The following is a 19,270-nucleotide window of genomic DNA, read 5'->3' on the forward strand; positions in this document are numbered from 1 at the left end:
TTTTATGAACCATTGGAAGAAGAAACCGGCAAGGCTGGTTGTGGTGTGAAGGACCTCATAGTTTCAGAGAAAAACCCCGTTCTTTGGTCTACAAGGAGCGGGGTTTTCAATGGCCTGATTTTTTAAACCAATAACCTCGGGTCCGTTCCATTTCGCGACATGGAAACGAATATATTCCAGAGAGTCAGACGGTAATTCTGTGGTTTTGATTGTGCAGAGATAAAGAAAAGGCTTGCAGCTGTTCGTAAAAGTGGATTGAGGAAGATGAACGTTCGTAAAGTGCACTTGCACGTTTGCGAACGTATTTTTTATTGGTTTCTGGCCTATTTGAAGAGTTCGGAAACGTGTACTTTTACGAACGCTTTGAAAAGTGAAATAGAAGTTTTTGAAAAAGGAATTCGAGATATTTAGGTGAATTAAATAATATGTACACATGGCATAAAGTTAAACGGTAAAGTACTGGAATTGTTAAAAAGCAGAATAGAGCTCTTTGTGGTTCAAAGGCGTTAGAAAATCTAAAGAGGTGATAGACTATGGGCAAGATTTACATAAGTCAGGAAGAATGGGGCTCGGAAGAAGAGTTTATTATATTTAATGATTTTCAGAAGGTTTCGAAATGGTATATTGGACCTTCAGAATATGAAGACTATGATGATAGAACCCGTGAATTCTTGTCTGACTTTATTTGCACGCAGGATTCGTTCCCCGTTTTTCTCACCTTTGAACCTTACAGTGATCAATCAGTGAAATTTGAAAAGTTGCTTAACGACAATACGATTTCTTATACCTCTCGTGTAGAAGGTATTGGAAACAGAACGTTTCCCGTTTTCACAATCACGCTGAAGAATAAACAAGATTTGCAGCTTGTCTTAGAAGAGACGTTTTGGATGGCAGCTGCCAATCAATTTTTCGCCTTTTCCTTTACCGATAACTGCACGTACAAATTGATCATGAAAAAAATACTAGGGAGAAAAGAGAAGCCTTATATGTTGCCTTACTTTCAGATGGAGGAAGATTCTACAGTTAAAACGACTTGGCATGATGGACAAGGGTTTAATCTTTATACGAGTAATGAACGATACAAAACATTGGAAAGACTCATTAGCCAGTTGCCTAAAGGTACAATAGTAGAAAATGAATAAACAGAGGCAAGGGTATCCTTCTTTCAAATGATAAGTTTAAGAAGATATTTTCGACTAGGCTATTAGTTTACATATCCCGAATTATCGGAAGTAGGAGTTACAATAGCAAAACACAAAAGAGGAAGGTAGATGCTGATTAGTGTCCGTCTTCCTCTTTTGTCTGTAAAAGTATACTTTTACAAACTGTTATCCAAATAGAGAAAAAGATGTAAAGGTAGATACAAGAAGCTTCTTTTTTCCCTTTAGTTAAACGTTTCATTAATTAAAAAGTTTTTTGCTGAATTTAATAGGAAGCAAGAGGAAACTAGGAGTGACAGGCACTTTTTGATTAATAGTTTCAAGAATATCTCTACTGTTAACTGATAATTACACCTGCTTTTTCCCTTCTTCAATTCAAGGCCAAAGACTTTATCGAACCTTCTAACGCAACCTACAAATCCGTTATTTGAGATAAGAGATTCCATTAACATCTTAGAAACAGTTCCCTAACATTTCAGATACATACCTTTTATATCCTAAGGGCAATACTTTTGAAGCGAGGGGAATTTTATGAATGCCATTGAAACAGTAAGTTTAACCAAGCATTATGGAAACAAACCAGTGGTGGACAATATTGACCTTGTTGTGCCTAAGGGTTCCATCTATGGTTTTATCGGCCGCAACGGTTCCGGTAAGACAACAACGCAGAAAATGATCAGCGGGCTTGCCCGCCCAACTTCCGGCTCAATCAAGCTGTTTGGTAAATCAGTTGAGTCACAGGATGTACGGGATCAGATTGGTGTATTAATTGAAGAACCTGCATTGTTCGCAGAGTTATCCGCATACGAAAACCTAATACTGCAAGGGCATAATACGGGAATTAAAAATCCAAAAGAACAGGCAAAGAAAAGCCTTGAGTTAGTAGACCTGACCAAAGCGGCAAATAAAAAAGCAAAGCAGCTTTCTTTGGGCATGAGGCAGCGGCTGGGCGTAGCAGTTGCTATGATGGCTTCTCCGAACCTTCTTATCTTGGATGAACCAATCAATGGGCTTGATCCGGAGGGGATCATTGAGATGCGCGGAGTCTTTGAACGGCTAAACAAGGAAATGGGGATCACCATCTTTATCAGTTCACACATTCTTGGAGAATTGAGCCGCATAGCCACACATTATGGCATCCTTCACGATGGAAAGCTTATCCAGCAGTTGAGCGCAAAAGAACTGGCAGAAAAAAGCCGCGACTATCTGCAAATCCGGGTGAGTGATAGCCAAGAGGCTCATCGTTTGATAATGGAAAAGATGAATCCAACTGAATGTACTGTTCTTGAGGATAGTGTGCGTGTGTTTGGTGTTGACAACTCCAGAGCGGTAAACGAGATGCTCTGGAAAAACGGGTTGGCCGTAGATGAAATTTACCGGCATCAGCAAGATTTAGAAGAATATTTTCTCGCCCAAATGGGAGGTTTTCAGCTTGCTTAATATATTTAACATGGATATGCGACGCTTATTTCGCTCAAAGGCACTCTATAGCTGTATTGCCTTTCTGCTTACTGTTTCAGGAACGATGATACTTTTTGGTATGCTTCCGGATTTTGCTGCAGCTACGGGAAGTGTTGGCGGTGAAACGGATATGATGAGCACCATGATGGGTGTTGGAATGGTGTTTATTATATTGAGCATCTTGTTTGCGATCGGCATTTCGACTGACTTTTCCAGTGGATTCTCAAAAAACATATTCTCCCGGCACACAAATCCTATCCGCTACATTGGCGGAAAACTACTTTCCTTAACCGTTATTGGAGCGATCGCCATCATTGCCCATACGGCAGTTTCCATGCTCCTGTTTGAATTCACCGGAACGGGCGTTAGCTTGACAGGCGGTTACCTTGGACTGTTTGCGTATTTGATTGAAAAGATATTTGTAGCAGGAGCACTTGCAGCACTGATTCTAATGGTATACCTTTTCACTCGCCATATTGCTCTTGCAATGATAATAGGCGTTCTTGTAGCAACAGGCACTATTAGCAGTCTCCTTAGTGTACTCGGTGAATATCTAGAGTTTAGTTTTATTACTGACGTATCCAAATACACAATTTCTGGGCTTTCCGGACAAGCCAATCTGGAGTTCCAAGGATCTGTATTTATTACCATACTTATCGGCAGTGTTCTTTGGGCGGCTGTCTGCTCCGCATTAGGCGCTAAAGCGTTAAAGCGAAAAGACATCTTATAAGTTTACCCACAAAAAGAAAATGATGCTTCCATTAAAAGTGGAAATTCATTTTCTTTTTAAGGGAAAGAGCGACAACTTATTTCATAACAGCACAAATATGATTATCTTTTGCTCCCAAAAACTGTTTTTAAATAAAACAATTTAGATATGCAACCAAAGGACTTTTGAAATGTAGAGCAAAGTTTAAGGATTAACAAGTTTCAAACATTTCTTTAAAATCTTCTGAACAAATGACATGCAGAATACAACTATCAACTAAATAAGGAGGTCGTTTATTATGGAAAAGAAAAATTTTGTATCGCTGATTTCTGGCACCGTTGGAGGGATCCTGTTTGCCATCGGCATGTGCATGACCCTGCTTCCGGAATGGGATGTCTTCAACGAAGGGATAGGAGTTGCCTGTGCCGGTATAGTGGTTCTACTGGCTATGCTGATTGTTCGTCGCAAAATGGAAGGGAAACCGGCAATTCGCCTCAATCCAAAAGTGATTGCGACATTCACCTTTGGCATAGCTGGGGCATTAGCATTAGGGGTTGGCATGTGTATGGTGATGCTATGGGAAGATATGATAGTAGCAGGCATTGTTGTCGGCGTTGTTGGCATTTTGATTTCGATTTGCTCAATTCCTGTCTATAAAAAACTTGAATTAGTAGAAGGAGGCCAATAAAGTGAAAAAATTTATCAAAGCTGCCGGTATGGTATCTACAATTGCCATAACTGTTATTCTATTAAAAAATATACGTTAAAAAGTGAACAAGTTAAACTGAACAAATTAAAATATTTATGACAGTTGTTTGCTAAATGGCAAAAATCAATATTTCAAATGCAACAGAAAGAATATTTAGAAATGCAATCGAGCGCGCAACTGGAACTATCGCTAGAAAAACAGGAGGGAGTGGCATCAGCCGCTCCTTTTTTTTAATTAGAAAACCTGTTCAAGACGAGGAAACAGAAACAAAACTTTAACAATTCTATAGTATAATAAACAAAAATTCCAAGGAGAATTGCTTATGCTAAAAATATTACTCGTAGAAGATGATATAGAACTAAATCGCACCGTGTGCACTTTTTTAAATCAGAACGGCTATGAAGCAATCGGCTGTCTGGATGCCAACGATGCTTATAATACCATGTACGGCAATCTGTTTGATTTAATAATCTCCGATATTATGATGCCCAATATTGATGGGTTTGAATTTGCGCAAACCGTTCGTGATCTCAATAAAGAGATTCCAATTCTATTCATGACCGCTCGAAATGACTTTTCAGCTAAACAAAAAGGATTTCGTGCCGGTATCGATGATTATCTTGTAAAACCCGTTGATTTGGATGAACTTCTCTTGAGAATTGGTGCACTGCTTCGCCGTGCAAAAATTGCAACAAGCAAAAGGCTGGCTGTTGGTAGTCTGTTACTGGATGCTGATGAGCACATCGCCTATTTGAACGAAACAGAAATTCCCTTGACCGTTCGGGAATTTAACATATTATACAAATTGCTTTCTTACCCAAAAAAGACTTTTACCCGTTCTCAGTTAATGGATGAATTTTGGGATGTAGAAACCTCTACAGGGTCGAGAGCTGTAGACGTTTATATAACAAAGATCCGTGATAAGTTCTCTGAGTGTGACGATTTTGAGATTGTTACGGTTCACGGTATGGGATATAAGGCGGTGCTAAAGTGACGAAAGACAAAACAGCAGGGAGGAGGCTCCTGCGTAAAAGTTTATTTTCTTTTTATCGATATTTGATCTTCTTTCTTCTAATTGCCTTTGTTGTCACCTGCAGCTTTTTTTTATTTTTAAATTCAATAGATATTAAAGAGGAATTGATAATAGATAACGCTAGTACTACCTTTTTCAATATTTTGTTTTTGACCTTGGTTTTCACATTAATAGACGGTCTCCGCAGAAAAATCACTGTGGAACGCCCGGTCAAACGAATTTTGGAAATGACACACAGAATCTCTGAAGGAGATTTTAATATAAATAACGAGCCTTTTCGAACGTCTGGAAAGGGAAATGAGTTTGATCTTATTATTGAAAATTTTAACAAAATGGCAAAAGAGTTATCCGGCATAGAGACGCTAAGAACGGATTTTGTCGCCAATGTATCCCATGAATTAAAAACACCACTGGCGATCATACAAAATTACGGGACCATGCTGCAAGCGCCTGATTTGGCTGATGAAAAACGGCTGGAATATGCAAAAGGACTGACAGAAGCTTCTCGTCGTTTGGCGGATTTAATAACCAATATTCTTAAACTGAATCGACTTGAAAACCAGCAAATTTTTCCTGAAGAGCAAAAATATGATTTGGGTGAACAACTTTGCGAATGCTTTCTTTCTTTTGAAAGCATATGGGAAAAGAAGAATCTTGAAATCGAAACCGATATTGCAGAGGATATAGCCATAAACGCTGATCCCGAATTAATGAGCCTTGTATGGAATAACCTGCTTTCAAATGCAATTAAATTCACAAAACCGGGAGGCAGAATTTCGGTAAGCTTGAAAAGCGACAATGATACAGCTGTTGTTCAAATATCGGATACCGGTTGTGGAATGAGCGCCGAAGTTGGTGCGCATATCTTTGAAAGATTTTATCAAGGTGATACTTCTCACGCAACACAAGGGAATGGTCTGGGTCTTGCACTCGTAAAACGGGTCATAGACATTATGAAAGGTGAAATTTCTGTACAAAGCAAATTGGGGGAAGGCAGTACTTTCATAGTGCGATTAAGGAGAAGAACAGATGGAGCGGGCCAAGAAAACGACAGATAAATTTCTTTTTCCTAGCAATGTTTTCAAAGTTCTTTTGACGTTATTGTCGGCATCAGTCCTTGTATATATTTTTTTATGGGGAAACCAATTTTCGCCTGTTGCTTATATGGGCTATGTAGTGTCGGCATATACACTCATAATAATGGTTGTCGGCATTCCCTCTGTAATCAAAAGCGGGAAACTGCTAGTTTACAACAATCCTTTTGGCTCGCGTTTTTTAACTGAAGTAAACTATCGGGCCATGCTTTTTATGTACTCCGGAATGGCAATCAATTTATTGTATGTCTTATTCAACGTGGTGACTTGCTTTATATATCATTCTATTTGGTACGGGGCTGTAGCAATCTATTACATGGTTCTCAGCTTGATCTATTTTGTCCTCATAAGAAAGTCTCGGAAGATATTCAGTCAGGAACAAGGTGTTGGACGGCAAATACAGGAACTTTATAGCTATCGGTTATGCGGGTTTCTTTTATTCTTGCTTAACCTCACAATGACAGGAATCGTTTTTCAAATAATATGGCAGGACAAAAGCTATGTATATGTAGGTTTGGTAATTTATGGGGCAGCAGGGTTTACATTTTGTCGCTTGTTTATCGTGATTGTGAATATGGTAAAATTTCGTAAAAAAAATAGTCCGATACTTACAGCCGTAAAAATGATGAATTTTGTATCTGCTTTGATGTCGCTTTTTGTTTTACAAACCGCTATGTTTGCTGAATTTGGTGGTGGAGATATTTTTCGAAGAGTTATGAATGCACTTACGGGCGCCATCATCTGCTTTATTGTCATTTACATGGCAGCTTATATGGTTCTCCAAGCAAATAAAAAACTAAAAACGATCATGATTAACAGTTCGAAAACATAATACAATCATTTCATGAACAATAAGCAGGCATACTATAGTTATGAATCAAAGGAGGAGAGCAAATGGATAATAAAAATGAATTTTTCTCATATACGTATTCAGGAAAACAGCAGGAAGAAATCAAACATATCATTAAAAAATATGCGCCTCTAGAAGAAAATAAAATGACCCAGTTAAAGAAGTTGGACAAAAGAGCAGAACGGCCTGGAATGATTGCGGCATTGATTATTGGCTTAATGGGTTCCGTTTTATTAGGCTTAGGATTATGCTGTATCTTGATCTGGTCAGATTTATTTGCTCTTGGAGTAGCTATCGGAGTAATCGGAATAGCTTCTATGGCAGCAGCCTATCCCGTTTACACAAAAATGACGATGAAACGGCGGGAAAAACTAGCTCCTCAAATTATGGAGTTGAGCAATGAATTGATGAATCAAAAGTAAGCCGGCACAACCGATCAAAATATTCAATAAGAGCTGTAAGCTGATGTAGCCACCTTATCTTTACGATTAGGTGGCTTTTACTATGATTAAACCAATTTTTTATTTTCTTATCCTCGTTCAATAAAAATGAAAGTTGGCTTACCAATGACTTCTGATTTGTATTAGTTTTATAAACAGTAAAAAATAATGCATATTTTGAGAAGATTCTAAGGGGGGAGCGGAATCATCAAAAATAAGATTTCAAAGAGAAAGTAAACAACTCTTGTGAAGAAATGAAGCTTGAATATGAAAGGTGTATTGCTTGCCGCATCCACGAGCGCATCGATTAAAAATTGATTGGTATAAGCAGGTTTTTGGGTTTATACCAGTCCATTGGCTGCATTAAGAAATCTTTTTAACAGCATGAACTTCATTTGATTTTAGAACAATTAATTAGATTACTGAAGATCTTGAATTTAGGAGATAGTTGGTATTCAAGGTAGCTTAAAAGGCAGAAGAAGGATGCTCCGACCAAGTTAACAAAAAGGTCGCTCATGGTATCGTAGAGGCCTATATCAAGATAACCATCAAGAGCAAGATTTTGTCCATTTACAGATACATCATTTATATTGTTAAAGACGGTCATTGCTTGTGTGGATTCATTGATTTTCATGGAATTGATCGTCTGTATAATCGTGTCCTTCTGCATATCTCTTCCAAAAAAGGTGTCCATCGTAATTTCATAGAACTCCCATAAAACACCCACAGTCATAGAGAAACAAAATGCTGTGATAATAAAATAGATCGATTTGGCAGCCTGCCTACCAGAATGATTTTGTTCACTAATTAATTTCAGCAGTATATATCCTAACGCAGCAAATAGAAATCCGTTTACAGTATGCAGCATCGTATCCCAGTAAGGGAATTTTATGTAAAAGGCATTGATTTCACCAAGCAGCATCGATGCGAATATAAATAATTGAATTGTTACAAATAAGAGAGCTGATAGTTTAAATTTTAAAAAGTTTTCAATTAGTAAAGGTAAGTTGAACAAGAACAAGATTTTAAGACAAGTTGCCACATCATTTGAGTTCCCTTGCACCGCGGCATGGATCAATGTGGTGCCGACTAAGAGATGTAAACTCACAGAAATTGATATTGCAAATAAACCTCTTGGTTTAGAGATTCGGTCATCTTGATGATTATCGATAGTTAAGTCAGTTGTAGCTCTCAACGCATATCACCTCCATGTAATTTGACTATAAGAATCTAAAGTTTATTCATATTTTTTATTTTTACATTCGGATTATATGGAATAGATGTTTAGGAGTTGTCAGTGAAATGTTTGCAAATTGTTAATGGAGAATAGGTAAGGTGGCAAGCAGTGCACCTTATGATAATGCGTGGTCTGTAAGATTTCGACAGGTGAATTTATTACAGTGAGGATAAATTTTAAAATACAGCCCTACAGATCGGCCGGAAATGTCAAAGAGCCAAAGATGCTGAACCTTTATAAATAAGGGTTCAGCATCTTTGGCTCTTAAAAAATTTATAGAAGTCTGAAAGGGGGATGGAAGCTTAGTTGTTTATCAAGTAATAAAAATACTGGACATTCTATCAGTTTCCTTACTATTCGATTCGAAGTGCATGCGTATCTGTAAGTTCAAAATAGAACGCTCAACTATTTCTCAATCATTCGGATTTTGAGTAGCAAGTTTTCCATTCCCGACAAAAAGAGAGGCAAAAACAGCCACAGCAAGTAAGGCTGCTGAAAGAACAAATAATACATTCAGACTATCGATAAACAAATTCAGCAAATCACTATAAACTTCAGGAGAGAGGCCGCTTCCATTGCGTAATAATTCTTGTATATTCAGCGATAAGGCGGAAGCATATTCCGGATTTTCATCTATCGTTGCTTGCAAGTTCGTTGCCAATCGATTGTTCAGGACAGCTCCCAAAACACTCACTCCAATTGTAGCTCCTAGTGAACGGAACAGGTTGATGGAAGCTGTTGCAGAACCGATATCCTCTTTGGGAACGAGTTCTTGCGTTAATGTAGTTAAAGTAGGCATCAACATTCCCATGCCTGCCCCTAAAATACCAGCACAAACGCCAAAGAGAACAAGAGAGCTGTCAGCCGAAATAGTCAGAACAAAAAGAATCCAGCGATCATCGTAAACAAACTCACGACTAAAATGGTTCTGTATTGGATTTTCATATAGAACGACTAGTTTTCATAATAGATAAATGTAGCAAAATGCGTATAGTAATGAAGCAAAAGGGGATATAGGTCCGTTCTAGCTTAGATGAGAGGTGGAGCATTGTTCAAGAGTGTGCAGGGCGGTTGAAAGCCTTTCAGCAAATTGATCCGGGGGCTCTATTGATTCTATGAAAAATACGATAAGATGAGGATGGTTTCCTTGCGATTGTCTGTAGGTGCTCGGAAATGGAAGTTGATGGTCTTGGAGAGCGTAAGCGAATGTTGGAAATTCTTCGGGAAGAAGAAGGATTTCTGCCTGGTTAAAGGCAAAACCATTCTCCTGTAGCCGTTCAAATGACATGTGATGATTAAGCTGACAATTGATGCAGACATGGCCATCATGGATTGAAATGGTTCTTTTCTTTTTAAGGATGCATTTTTCTTCACACAAGATCATATTTGCTTTTAAGAGAAAAGTTACTTTTTCTGCAATTGTCTCCATTTGGTTCATCGTATACACATCCATTCCTGGTTTATTTCATGAGCGTTCTGAATTACTTCCATTGACTTAACAGCAAATTGTTTACTTATAGCACTTTAGAAGGAACGATTCCGTCTCTTTGGTTGCTCGCATTTTATGATGAGGCATGAGACGATGAATTTCTTCCACCATAGTCCGGCCGACTCCTTCTCCGCGATGGGAAGGATTAACAGAAGCATGTTGGACCGTGACAAAGTCTTCCTTTACTTCAACACCGATCAATCCAATAATATCTTCTTGGTATTTCCATAGGTAAAACTGCCAGTCCGGAGCAAGATTATATTGTTTCATCGTTTGCAGAAGATTTTTAAGCGTCCGCTCTTTTGGCATAAATGACAGCAAGCCCATAGCGATTTTTTCATATGATTTTTTGTATTTGATTAACATACACTCCATCTCCTTCATCATTTTATGTTTTCAAAAAGGCTTTTTACACTTTCCATTAAAAAAATCGATGGCACTTATGCTTTCTTTTCTGCTAAAAACACATCAATAGTTATCTCTTGACTATAGTTTCTTTAATAATTGTATTATTTCTTGATTTTGTTTGAGAAATGTCAAAAAAATGTTTTTGAAATGTTAAATGTGATATTCAGTCTATTAACATAGTTTTTATAGATAAGATAAAGTCCGTTACCTAATGAATTTAAAATTTATCGCATTGTTATATGGAAGAACAAAATTACATGGAAGAGGCGAACAGTTGCATACTGGGTCATCATTTCCTTGGTTTTTCTCGGATAAGTGCAAGTCAGCGGCATGTGGCTTATGACAAGCCAATGTCGATCCTTAGCAAGGCGGAAAAAATGGCGGAAGGCGATTGTTCTGTCCGGATTTCGCCTCTTCGCAAGGATGGCAAAAAGGATTATGTGGAAGTGATGATTGAAGAGTCCAATGCTATGCTGTAGCATTGCAAAAAAGATCTGACAAAGGAAAAGGAATATATGGAGACGATCATAACACCCTCTAAAAAGTTGACTACATTGGTGACTAATATTCTCAAGTTTAATAAGGTGGAGAATAAGGAAATCATATCGTCAGCAAACCCTTATAATGTATGCCGGCAACTTATCGATTGTGCATTGTCCTTTGAAGAGTCATGGGAGCAAAAGAACAATGCATTTATCGCAGAAGTTGAAGAGCGGGCAATGATTCATGCAGATGAGGAGATGTAAGAAATTGTCTGGAACAACTTGCTTGCCAATGCCGTGAAGTTTATTGACCCTGGCGGCACACTCAAACTAACGCAGACATCAGATGCTGATAAGGTAACGGTTATAATAGAAGATAATGGACCGGGAATGAGCGAAGAGACAATCAAGCACATTTTCGATAAATTTTATCAGGGCCGACAGTTTCCATTCGAAAAAAGGCAATGGGCTCGGCCTCGCGCTATCTTTGAAGGTGATTGATTTACTGGCCGGCCGGATATCAGTGAAGAACCTTCCAGGATCGGGAACAGCATTTACAATTGTTCTAAAGACAAAAAAGAGTATTGATTAGGCTTACCAGATGCTAAGCAGTTTCAGACCCTAGAAAAACAGGGATTGGAACTGCTTTTTATTTTGTTGTCATGATTTTTTAAAAAAACCAATTAACATTTCCCACACATATCTTTGACATCTTACAAACAACTGAGAGACATAATCGAAGAGTCAAAGAGATTAACCATTCAAATTCGTTTTATAAAAATACTTTTAAAAGCGTATCATTTAACATTTCATAAACATTTCTTTGACATTCCACAAACAAATTGACGCGATAATCCTAGTGGTTGAAGAAATAATCAAACGCAAAGAAAGGTGAATTTAGGAAACCCACTAAGTAAAGGAGAAATGAGATGACGGCAATAATGAAATTAATAGCAGGTTTTTTAACAACAGCATTAGTGTTTTCAGTAATTTCTGGACAAGTATTGACGAAAAAAAGAAATCAAAAGGAGGAAGAGGAAAATGGCGAAAATTTTATATAATATCGGAAAGTGGTCGAGTTTAAACGGCATAAAAGTCATATTGATGACGCTGCTGATCTTGGGAGGTTTGGGAGCTGCCGCTCTTGGCATGGGAATATCCTTTAATGATGATTTGGCAATTCCAGGAACAGAATCTGAAGAAGCGATGAAGGTATTGGAAAAGGAATTTCAAAGTGGAGATAGCGGAGGGCAAGCTTATCTGGTGATGAAAGCTCCGGAAAATGAAACGTTGGATTCAGCAGAAAACAATAAACTGATCCAGGAGGCTCTTGAAAAAATACAGGAAGATCAGGCAGTAACCTCAGTTGCGACACCGGCAGAACTAAAGAACATCAACCCGGACAAACAAATCGGCTATGCTGTGATTACATATGACACGCCAGCGGCAGAAGTGTCTGATGAGTCCAAGGGGATTGTCGAAGACAATTTGCAGATTACCCGTGATGCCGGCATTCAGACAGAACTCGGTGGAACAGTGGAATTTGATGTGACAACAGGCGGCGGTTCAGAAGTGATGGGTATCATCGCTGCATACGTAGTGTTAGCTATTACCTTTACTTCGTTGCTGGTAGCTGGAATGCCGATCATTATGGCGCTTTTCGGTTTAGGAATGGGTGTTTTACTGGTCCTCATTGGAACAAATTTCTTTGATGTTCCTTCGATTTCGCTTACCTTGGCAGCAATGTTAGGAATAGCAGTAGGAATCGATTATGCATTATTCATTATTTCACGATTTAGACTGGAAATGAAAAAAGAGAATTCCGTAACAGAATCGGTTGCCATCGCAACTGGAACTGCGGGAAGCGCAGTGGTCTTTGCCGGCGTAACCGTCATAATTGGATTGTTAGGGCTGGTTGTCATGGAAATCCCATTCATTGGTTCGATGGGAATTGCAGCAGCTGCGGTAGTACTAGGGACGATTTTCGTCTCGCTTACCTTACTGCCAGCGATTTTGGGTTTATTCGGCCATAAAATGGCAGCGACAAGAAAGAACAGAGTGATCAACTTGATTACAAGAACAGATAAGAAAAAAGCCGCCTCCAGCAATAAATGGGGGAGATTTGTTACAAGCAAACCGTTAACTGTAGCGATTCTCGGTATCGTACTTCTGGTGGTCATGAGTGTTCCTTTCTTCCATATGGAACTTGGGCTGCCAAACAAAGGAGATAAGACGCTCGATAAAACAGAAAGACAAGGCTATGAGTTGATGACCGAAGGATACGGGGATGGGGTCCATGCGACACTAGCGGTATTGGCAGAACCGGAAGGCGCTGCGCAAGAATTCCCGGACAAGATAAACCAAGTGGTTGAAGATATTGGCGGTTTGACTCATGTGAAAAGCGTATCTCCGGCAATGCCAAATGAATCTGGGGACATGTTCATCATCAGTGTCACACCTACACACGGGCCAAACCATGCCGAAACCAAGGATTTGGTCAAAGAAATCCGTGAACTTTCCAAATCCGGGAATGCAGAATTAATGGTCACCGGCTCTACAGCCATTAACATTGATATTTCCCAAAAAATTATGGACGCACTGCCTATATTTGCGGCTTTGATCATCCTGTTCGCTTATTTATTATTGATGGTCGTGTTCAGATCGTTGTTAATCCCATTAAAGGCAGTTCTTGGTTTTGTTCTATCCATGGCGGCCACGTTCGGATTTACCGTCTTGGTCGTACAGGATGGTTATCTGCAGGATCTATTCGGACTTCCTGGACCTACAGCTATTTTATTCCTATTGCCAATCTTAAGCATCGGAATTCTGTTCGGTTTGGCAATGGATTATGAAGTATTCCTGGTTAGTAAGATGCGCGAAGTCTATACGCATACAGGAGATGCAAAAAAAGCCATTTTTGTTGGGATGAAAGAAAACGGACCAATTGTCACAGCAGCAGGATTGATTATGGCCGTGGTATTTGCAGGCTTTATCCTGGCCAGCGATCCCATTATCAAACAGATGGGCTTAGCGCTTACATTCGGTGTATTATTTGATGCATTCGTTGTCAGATTGACCATTGTTCCGGCCGTAATGACATTGATGGGCAAATCTTCGTGGTATTTGCCAAAATGGTTAGACCGCATACTTCCTAATATTGACATTGAAGGCACGACACTTATGACAGAAAAGGAAAAGAAACCAATGGTGCAAAAGCAGCCATCGGAAGATCTTGTGTAAAAAAAGCGGACATTGAGTCTTGTAAAAACAGCATCATGTCAAAGAAAAGCCTATAAAGACTCATTTTGAAAGGGAGGAGGGGTGTTATGGTAGTAGGATTCAGCATTTTAAGTTACTTGCTTTTGGGGTTGATCGTCTTTGGATGGGTAGTGAAGGATACGGGACGCAAAGACTGTAAAGGGCTCTTGGCTTTGGCAGCTCCCTTTATTATCATCGGTTACCCTTACTTCCTTTCAAAAGGGTTTTATAGAAAGCACTAATAATCATAAAAATATAAAGTTTCAAGAAGCATAAAGGAGAGAAAAAATCTCTTGTTGCTGAACAGGAATATACCTTGGGGTATGGAAGAGATTTTTGATTATCCACGCTCATTTTCACGGGCAGAAACCTGATAGAAGAAAATTGGAAAGCATGCGCGTTACTCAGTCTTTTAAAGAACACTATTCTTAAGGAGTGCTAAAAAATGAAGCCTAAAGAATCTAAGAAAGAAAAAAGGATAAATCTATATGCCATTGTACAAAAGCTTCAAGAAAAGGGTGTGAATGCCCAAACCTGTAAAAGGCCTCAACTTGTTTTGATGCTGTAAGTTCTTTATTTGTGGAAAGCAGATGCTATTAATAGATGGATGTGGGGAGGGGATTAAAATGACTACGGCTTCTTTAGATGACCTTAAAATGCAATTAACACGGAATGATCTGCTGAAGTTTCTCATGATATACAAATTCGCGATCGATGAAGTTAATACAAAGATCAACATTTTGAATGAAGAGTTTAAATATATCCACGACTACAACCCAATTGAAAATATCAGCTCACGGGTAAAGTCGTCAGAGAGTATACTGCAGAAGGCGAAGCGAAAGAAATGCGAGCTGTCATTGGAAACAATAAAAGAGAATATTAAAGACATAGCGGGAATCCGCATTACCTGTTCATTTATTTCCGATGTATATGCAGTTTGTGAAATGCTGCAAAAACAAAAAGATATTGAGGTAATTGAGTATAAAGACTATATCAAGTATCCAAAACCGAATGGGTATCAAAGTCTCCATATGATCATTAAAATTCCTGTTTTCATGTCTGACAGCGTGGAACATACTTATGTAGAGGTTCAAATCAGGACGATTGCGATGGATTTTTGGGCGAGTCTTGAGCACAAAATCTATTATAAATTTAATGAAGCGATTCCAGAAAAATTTACTAGAGAACTTAAGGAAGCAGCACTTTCTGCTTTAGCGTTAGATAAAAATATGGAAAGGATCCATAAAGAAGTGAATGCTATAAAGGGTTTGGATACTAGAAGCCATATATTTGAACCTGAAGCGGCAAATAGTGTGAACGAAGGAAAAATTCATGAGTTATTGCGTCACTGATCAGTTGAATTACCTTCAGACTCTGCGATTAAGGAGCAAGTAAAAGCAAGATTTTTAGTGGCTGAAAAACTTCATTTCATCTTTTTAATCGTGCAAAAACCAGCTATCTTCCTTTAGGAAGATAGCTGGTTTTTTTCTGTACATACTGTGTAAACTATTTTCGAAGGGTTCAGCAACCTGAGTCTTGCGATTTTACTATCGCTTTCCTTTTGTATTCTCTCGTGTATGCAAAAAGACTATTTCAAATACAAAAACCCTTGAATGCCAGTAAATTTATGTGGAAAATTGAAGATGGCATATTTTTTAGTATGCTAAAGAAAACTTATTTAGACAAGGGAGAAATAAGGCGTATGTGATATCAATACGAGCCGATAGATTATCACGAGAATCTGTCAATAGAAATATTTACGCAGACTTTAGAAATGTGAAGGCAAAGAGAGAACAGGAAGCTTGAGCATTAACTTACTATTAAAAGAAACATTTAACTAATGTCTAAAAAGGAATCTAAGGGATTTCCTACGCTCTTAGATTATAAGTTGTTTATTGCTCAATCTTAATTAAGTTTATATATGAGGGATTATCAGTAGTTATTATTCTGATAGCAAAACACAAAGGGGCAAGCAGTGCTGACAGCATTGCTTGCCCTCATGTGTCTGCTTACCTGTACTTTTACGAACGGTTACAATAGTAGGGTATCGAATAAGGTCACAACTGGATATTTTTCAAGGTTTATTATCGAGAAGGAAGAGAAGAGGTGTTTATGGTATGGTAATTAAATGGAAAGTTGTTTTTGTATAGTTGCCATTAACTATAGGGAGAGGGAAATAAATGTTTATTAAAAAAAAGAGATTAATCGCTGTTTTATTTGTAACTGTGTTGTTTCTTTCCGCCTGCAATAATTCAGTCTATGAGGAAATGGGTGTGGACGAAAACAACATCCCTCCATTTAATGAAACGGAAAGACAAGAAGGGGCTAATAAGAGCCTAATTGCAGTCAAGCTTATGACAGAAGGCTCAGGAGAAGAAGATGCGAAGAAATCAATTGCAGATTCTTTTGCTTTGCTAAAAGAAGAATACAGGACAGTGTCAGTTGAATTGGAAGATGCAGATCAGGAAAATTGGTATGGGGTCTATTTGCAGGATGATACAGCCATTCAGAACATGAAGCATGCAACAACCGAGTTAACGACAGAAGAAAAAGCTGTCATGAAGTATTATGAAGAGTTGGAAAACCCGGAATTTCCAATCATCGAGTTTTCTGAAAATCCAATTTTACATTAACAGCGATGCTGTTTATAAGCAGAATAAAGGTTTATATATCATCAGATTATCAAAAGGTCCTTGAATACAAGGGAGAAAAGGAGACAGTAAAATGATAATTATTGGTGAAAGGATAGATGCTCCTCCAAAGTTATTTCCGTTATGTGTCTACTTTGGTCATGTAATAGATAGTCTAATTACATTTCCTGTCCGGATACGGAAACATAGATTTCTTCCAGTTATCAGAACACCTATGCGTTATGAGGAACAAATGGATATCCAATAGTCGGAAACCCGAATCCTTTACATCACATTTATTTCATGATAATGTTTAATTCGAGTTATATCGAAATACTTTATGGTAAAACATTTTATATTTGAGAAAGGGCTGCATAAAAAATGGATAATGATCAAATTGTTAAAGTTTATAAAGCATTGGGGGATAGTACCCGATACAAAGTTATCCAAATTATCGGTGAGGAAAATAGTTTGTGTCCAGCACAGCTTGAAGGCCGTCTTGATGGTATTCCTTTATCCACATTATCTCATCATTTAAAGCAATTATCAGATTGTGGAATTTTAATTCCTGAGAAGCGAGGAACTTATATTTTTTATAGTTTAAATGAGGATATTGCAAAGAAATTTGTACCTGACCTATACGATATCCATTAAACCAGGTAAACTAAAATCATAAATACAATAATTCTGTATTCCTATGGAATTATTTTTTTGTTTGTTATTTCTATTTTTTTCGAAATATAAAATGTTATATCCTAAAAGGAATGGAGGATTGATAACACGACGTCTCTTTAAATTACAATAATTTGAACTTATTCGTTTGAAGGGTTGTTTTATACTTTGGTATGGCGATAAAGATTAGAGCAATAATAGATCCAACTGATTTATATTTCTATATTTTTAGAAACATAGAATTACATAACATTGAGCTGTTAAAGGTTATGTCTCAAAACTTAACAGCACTAAGAAGCGGAGCAGTGGAAGGCCGAAACATGGTTATTCTATTCCATCTTTCCACTGTTACACAATAATTACTAGATGGAAAATTTAACCTTACGGGTAATGAACTAACCAAAATAGACAAAAAGAAAGGGAAAGGTGTGAATGGCAGAGAAAAAACGACTTAAAATCGGCGGCATTATAGATGGAGTAGGCTTTAATTATATGGGGTGGCGTCACCCGGATATGCCGGCTAACGCCAGCGAGAGCATTGATTATTATGTAGAAAAAGCAAAAAGATTAGAAGAAGGAAAGTTTGACGTGATCTTTTTAGCTGATGTCAGCCATATCGGACCAAGAATGATTCCGCATTATCTCAGTATGTTTGAAGGCGTAAGTATTCTGTCTGCCTTAAGCATGGTGACACATTCCATTGGGCTGACTGCCACAATTGCCACTTCCTATGCGGATCCTTTTACGGTTGCCCGTCAGATGGCTTCTCTTGATAAAATCAGCAATGGCCGAGCCGGATGGAATGCCGTCACGTCCAATCCGGGAGGGATGGCGAATTACAGCCGCACGCACCTTTCAAAAGCGGATTTGTATCCGATGAAAAAAGAGTTTTTAGAGATTGTCGAAGGCCTTTGGGATTCCTACGAGGATGATGCCTTTATACGGGATAAAGAAAGCGGAGTGTTCTTTGATCACCAAAAAATGCATCCACTCAATTACAGGGGAAATTATTTTTCCGTCGATGGTCCGCTCAACATCAGCCGCTCGAGACAAGGAAGGCCCGTTATCTTCCAGGCGGGCACCTCTCCGGAATTCATGGACCTTGCTGCAAAACATGCCGATGGAGTATTTCTCCCGGCTGAACGTTTGGAAGATGCAAAAGCTTTCAGTCAGGAGCTAAAGAAGAGGGTGGAGTTGGAAGGGCGTTCGTTTGATGATTTTCTGCTTACCATTTCCCAAAACCCGATTATCGGCCGAACAGAAAGAGAGGCTGAAGAAAAATTTCAGGAACTGCAGGTCCTGATGCCGATTTATCGGATACCGAAGCCGATATTTTTTGGTTCAGCCGAAAAGGTGGCAGAACAAATACAGCACTGGTACGAGGCAGGGGCGTTGGATATGTTGCTGATCAGGCAGGAGCATCCTTCCGGATTTGATGACTTTATTGATTTAGTCGTTCCTATTTTACAGGAAAAGGGGATTTTCCGTATGGAATATGAATCAAACACCTTACGCGGTAATTTGGGTTTGCCTTATCCTGAAAATAGATACTCACTTTGAAACAATTTCCGGATAGAGCCCATGATGGAGTTACATACTGCCCTTCATGCTTGAATAGTTGAACAGGCAAGGATTTGC

The 19,270-nt window shown here is 38.5% G+C and carries 22 protein-coding genes and 1 pseudogene; 19 read left to right on the forward strand and 4 right to left on the reverse strand.

Going from position 1 to position 19,270, the window contains the following annotated elements; all coding sequences use genetic code 11:
• Positions 1-533 precede the first annotated feature (533 nt).
• The 9 genes from FQV30_RS08090 (at position 534) to FQV30_RS08125 (ending at position 7,438) form a co-directional block, all read left to right on the forward strand.
• Positions 534-1,142 (forward strand): hypothetical protein, encoded by a 609-nt coding sequence (locus FQV30_RS08090; protein WP_146499662.1) that lies wholly within the window; start codon positions 534-536, stop codon positions 1,140-1,142.
• A 549-nt stretch (positions 1,143-1,691) separates the two neighbouring features.
• Complete coding sequence (locus FQV30_RS08095) at positions 1,692-2,600, forward strand: ABC transporter ATP-binding protein (protein ID WP_146499663.1); 909 nt, start codon at positions 1,692-1,694, stop codon at positions 2,598-2,600.
• Positions 2,593-3,351 (forward strand): hypothetical protein, encoded by a 759-nt coding sequence (locus FQV30_RS08100; RefSeq protein WP_146499664.1) that lies wholly within the window; start codon positions 2,593-2,595, stop codon positions 3,349-3,351. The genes FQV30_RS08095 and FQV30_RS08100 overlap by 8 nt, the downstream gene beginning before the upstream one ends.
• 277 nt (positions 3,352-3,628) lie before the next feature.
• Positions 3,629-4,018, forward strand: a complete 390-nt coding sequence (locus tag FQV30_RS08105; protein ID WP_146499665.1) for a hypothetical protein — start codon at positions 3,629-3,631, stop codon at positions 4,016-4,018.
• A gap of 134 nt (positions 4,019-4,152) precedes the next feature.
• Complete coding sequence (locus tag FQV30_RS17925) at positions 4,153-4,317, forward strand: hypothetical protein (RefSeq protein ID WP_186725574.1); 165 nt, start codon at positions 4,153-4,155, stop codon at positions 4,315-4,317.
• A 44-nt stretch (positions 4,318-4,361) separates the two neighbouring features.
• Positions 4,362-5,033, forward strand: coding sequence for a response regulator transcription factor (locus FQV30_RS08110; protein WP_146499666.1), 672 nt, complete (start codon positions 4,362-4,364; stop codon positions 5,031-5,033).
• Positions 5,030-6,130 carry a HAMP domain-containing sensor histidine kinase gene (locus tag FQV30_RS08115; protein ID WP_146499667.1) on the forward strand — a complete coding sequence of 367 codons (1,101 nt, stop codon included), beginning with the start codon at positions 5,030-5,032 and terminating at the stop codon, positions 6,128-6,130. The genes FQV30_RS08110 and FQV30_RS08115 overlap by 4 nt, the downstream gene beginning before the upstream one ends.
• A complete protein-coding gene (locus FQV30_RS08120) occupies positions 6,102-6,998 on the forward strand; it encodes a hypothetical protein (RefSeq protein ID WP_146499668.1) in 897 nt (298 codons plus the stop codon). Before FQV30_RS08115 ends, FQV30_RS08120 begins: the two co-directional genes overlap by 29 nt.
• A 62-nt stretch (positions 6,999-7,060) precedes the next feature.
• A complete protein-coding gene (locus FQV30_RS08125) occupies positions 7,061-7,438 on the forward strand; it encodes a hypothetical protein (protein ID WP_146499669.1) in 378 nt (125 codons plus the stop codon).
• Positions 7,439-7,847: 409 nt separating this feature from the next.
• On the opposite strand, the gene FQV30_RS08130 is transcribed toward FQV30_RS08125, so the two are convergent.
• The 4 genes from FQV30_RS08130 to FQV30_RS08145 form a co-directional block, all read right to left on the reverse strand.
• A complete protein-coding gene (locus FQV30_RS08130; RefSeq protein WP_146499670.1) occupies positions 7,848-8,651 on the reverse strand; it encodes a DUF2238 domain-containing protein in 804 nt (267 codons plus the stop codon).
• A 454-nt stretch (positions 8,652-9,105) separates the two neighbouring features.
• Positions 9,106-9,627 carry an MFS transporter gene (locus FQV30_RS08135; protein WP_370512389.1) on the reverse strand — a complete coding sequence of 174 codons (522 nt, stop codon included), beginning with the start codon at positions 9,625-9,627 and terminating at the stop codon, positions 9,106-9,108.
• A gap of 90 nt (positions 9,628-9,717) precedes the next feature.
• Complete coding sequence (locus FQV30_RS08140; RefSeq protein ID WP_186725575.1) at positions 9,718-10,131, reverse strand: DUF1259 domain-containing protein; 414 nt, start codon at positions 10,129-10,131, stop codon at positions 9,718-9,720.
• A 72-nt stretch (positions 10,132-10,203) separates the two neighbouring features.
• Entirely contained in the window at positions 10,204-10,548 is a 345-nt protein-coding gene (locus FQV30_RS08145; protein ID WP_146499673.1) for a GNAT family N-acetyltransferase, read from the reverse strand.
• 557 nt (positions 10,549-11,105) lie between these two features.
• On the opposite strand from FQV30_RS08145, the gene FQV30_RS08150 reads away from it, so the two are divergent.
• The 10 genes and pseudogenes from FQV30_RS08150 to FQV30_RS08185 all read left to right on the forward strand — a co-directional run bounded on the left by FQV30_RS08150 (position 11,106) and on the right by FQV30_RS08185 (position 19,192).
• Entirely contained in the window at positions 11,106-11,336 is a 231-nt protein-coding gene (locus FQV30_RS08150; RefSeq protein WP_146499674.1) for an ATP-binding protein, read from the forward strand.
• A gap of 18 nt (positions 11,337-11,354) precedes the next feature.
• Positions 11,355-11,664, forward strand: a pseudogene (locus FQV30_RS18355) (sensor histidine kinase).
• A 337-nt stretch (positions 11,665-12,001) separates the two neighbouring features.
• Positions 12,002-12,133, forward strand: coding sequence for a hypothetical protein (locus FQV30_RS18185; protein WP_255473368.1), 132 nt, complete (start codon positions 12,002-12,004; stop codon positions 12,131-12,133).
• Positions 12,114-14,312: an MMPL family transporter gene (locus FQV30_RS08165; protein ID WP_146499675.1), complete on the forward strand. Its 2,199-nt coding sequence runs from the start codon at positions 12,114-12,116 to the stop codon at positions 14,310-14,312. The genes FQV30_RS18185 and FQV30_RS08165 overlap by 20 nt, the downstream gene beginning before the upstream one ends.
• 86 nt (positions 14,313-14,398) lie before the next feature.
• A complete protein-coding gene (locus FQV30_RS17930) occupies positions 14,399-14,572 on the forward strand; it encodes a hypothetical protein (RefSeq protein WP_186725577.1) in 174 nt (57 codons plus the stop codon).
• Between the two features lie 203 nt (positions 14,573-14,775).
• Positions 14,776-14,898 carry a hypothetical protein gene (locus FQV30_RS18190; protein WP_255473369.1) on the forward strand — a complete coding sequence of 41 codons (123 nt, stop codon included), beginning with the start codon at positions 14,776-14,778 and terminating at the stop codon, positions 14,896-14,898.
• Positions 14,899-14,956: 58 nt separating this feature from the next.
• Entirely contained in the window at positions 14,957-15,682 is a 726-nt protein-coding gene (locus FQV30_RS08170) for a GTP pyrophosphokinase (protein ID WP_146499676.1), read from the forward strand.
• A gap of 828 nt (positions 15,683-16,510) precedes the next feature.
• Positions 16,511-16,963 (forward strand): hypothetical protein, encoded by a 453-nt coding sequence (locus FQV30_RS08175; RefSeq protein WP_146499677.1) that lies wholly within the window; start codon positions 16,511-16,513, stop codon positions 16,961-16,963.
• 378 nt (positions 16,964-17,341) lie between these two features.
• The gene (locus FQV30_RS08180) at positions 17,342-17,614 is read left to right on the forward strand and encodes an ArsR/SmtB family transcription factor (RefSeq protein WP_146499678.1); all 273 of its coding nucleotides are present in this window, start codon (positions 17,342-17,344) and stop codon (positions 17,612-17,614) included.
• Between the two features lie 450 nt (positions 17,615-18,064).
• Complete coding sequence (locus FQV30_RS08185; protein ID WP_146499679.1) at positions 18,065-19,192, forward strand: NtaA/DmoA family FMN-dependent monooxygenase; 1,128 nt, start codon at positions 18,065-18,067, stop codon at positions 19,190-19,192.
• Positions 19,193-19,270: the final 78 nt, after the last annotated feature.

Source organism: Planomicrobium sp. CPCC 101110, assembly GCF_007859395.1.
Taxonomy (GTDB): Bacteria; Bacillota; Bacilli; order Bacillales_A; family Planococcaceae; genus Planococcus.

Coding starts and splice junctions, on each gene's coding strand:
- FQV30_RS08090 (WP_146499662.1), top strand. CDS start 534: ATGGGCAAGATTTACATAAGTCAGGAAGAATGGGGCTCGGAAGAAGAG.
- FQV30_RS08120 (WP_146499668.1), top strand. CDS start 6,102: ATGGAGCGGGCCAAGAAAACGACAGATAAATTTCTTTTTCCTAGCAAT.
- FQV30_RS18190 (WP_255473369.1), top strand. CDS start 14,776: ATGAAGCCTAAAGAATCTAAGAAAGAAAAAAGGATAAATCTATATGCC.
- FQV30_RS18185 (WP_255473368.1), top strand. CDS start 12,002: ATGACGGCAATAATGAAATTAATAGCAGGTTTTTTAACAACAGCATTA.
- FQV30_RS08185 (WP_146499679.1), top strand. CDS start 18,065: ATGGCAGAGAAAAAACGACTTAAAATCGGCGGCATTATAGATGGAGTA.
- FQV30_RS08170 (WP_146499676.1), top strand. CDS start 14,957: ATGACTACGGCTTCTTTAGATGACCTTAAAATGCAATTAACACGGAAT.
- FQV30_RS08150 (WP_146499674.1), top strand. CDS start 11,106: ATGGAGACGATCATAACACCCTCTAAAAAGTTGACTACATTGGTGACT.
- FQV30_RS17930 (WP_186725577.1), top strand. CDS start 14,399: ATGGTAGTAGGATTCAGCATTTTAAGTTACTTGCTTTTGGGGTTGATC.
- FQV30_RS08110 (WP_146499666.1), top strand. CDS start 4,362: ATGCTAAAAATATTACTCGTAGAAGATGATATAGAACTAAATCGCACC.
- FQV30_RS08095 (WP_146499663.1), top strand. CDS start 1,692: ATGAATGCCATTGAAACAGTAAGTTTAACCAAGCATTATGGAAACAAA.
- FQV30_RS08175 (WP_146499677.1), top strand. CDS start 16,511: ATGTTTATTAAAAAAAAGAGATTAATCGCTGTTTTATTTGTAACTGTG.
- FQV30_RS08145 (WP_146499673.1), bottom strand. CDS start 10,548: ATGTTAATCAAATACAAAAAATCATATGAAAAAATCGCTATGGGCTTG.
- FQV30_RS08165 (WP_146499675.1), top strand. CDS start 12,114: ATGGCGAAAATTTTATATAATATCGGAAAGTGGTCGAGTTTAAACGGC.
- FQV30_RS17925 (WP_186725574.1), top strand. CDS start 4,153: ATGGCAAAAATCAATATTTCAAATGCAACAGAAAGAATATTTAGAAAT.
- FQV30_RS08180 (WP_146499678.1), top strand. CDS start 17,342: ATGGATAATGATCAAATTGTTAAAGTTTATAAAGCATTGGGGGATAGT.
- FQV30_RS08105 (WP_146499665.1), top strand. CDS start 3,629: ATGGAAAAGAAAAATTTTGTATCGCTGATTTCTGGCACCGTTGGAGGG.
- FQV30_RS08140 (WP_186725575.1), bottom strand. CDS start 10,131: ATGAACCAAATGGAGACAATTGCAGAAAAAGTAACTTTTCTCTTAAAA.
- FQV30_RS08125 (WP_146499669.1), top strand. CDS start 7,061: ATGGATAATAAAAATGAATTTTTCTCATATACGTATTCAGGAAAACAG.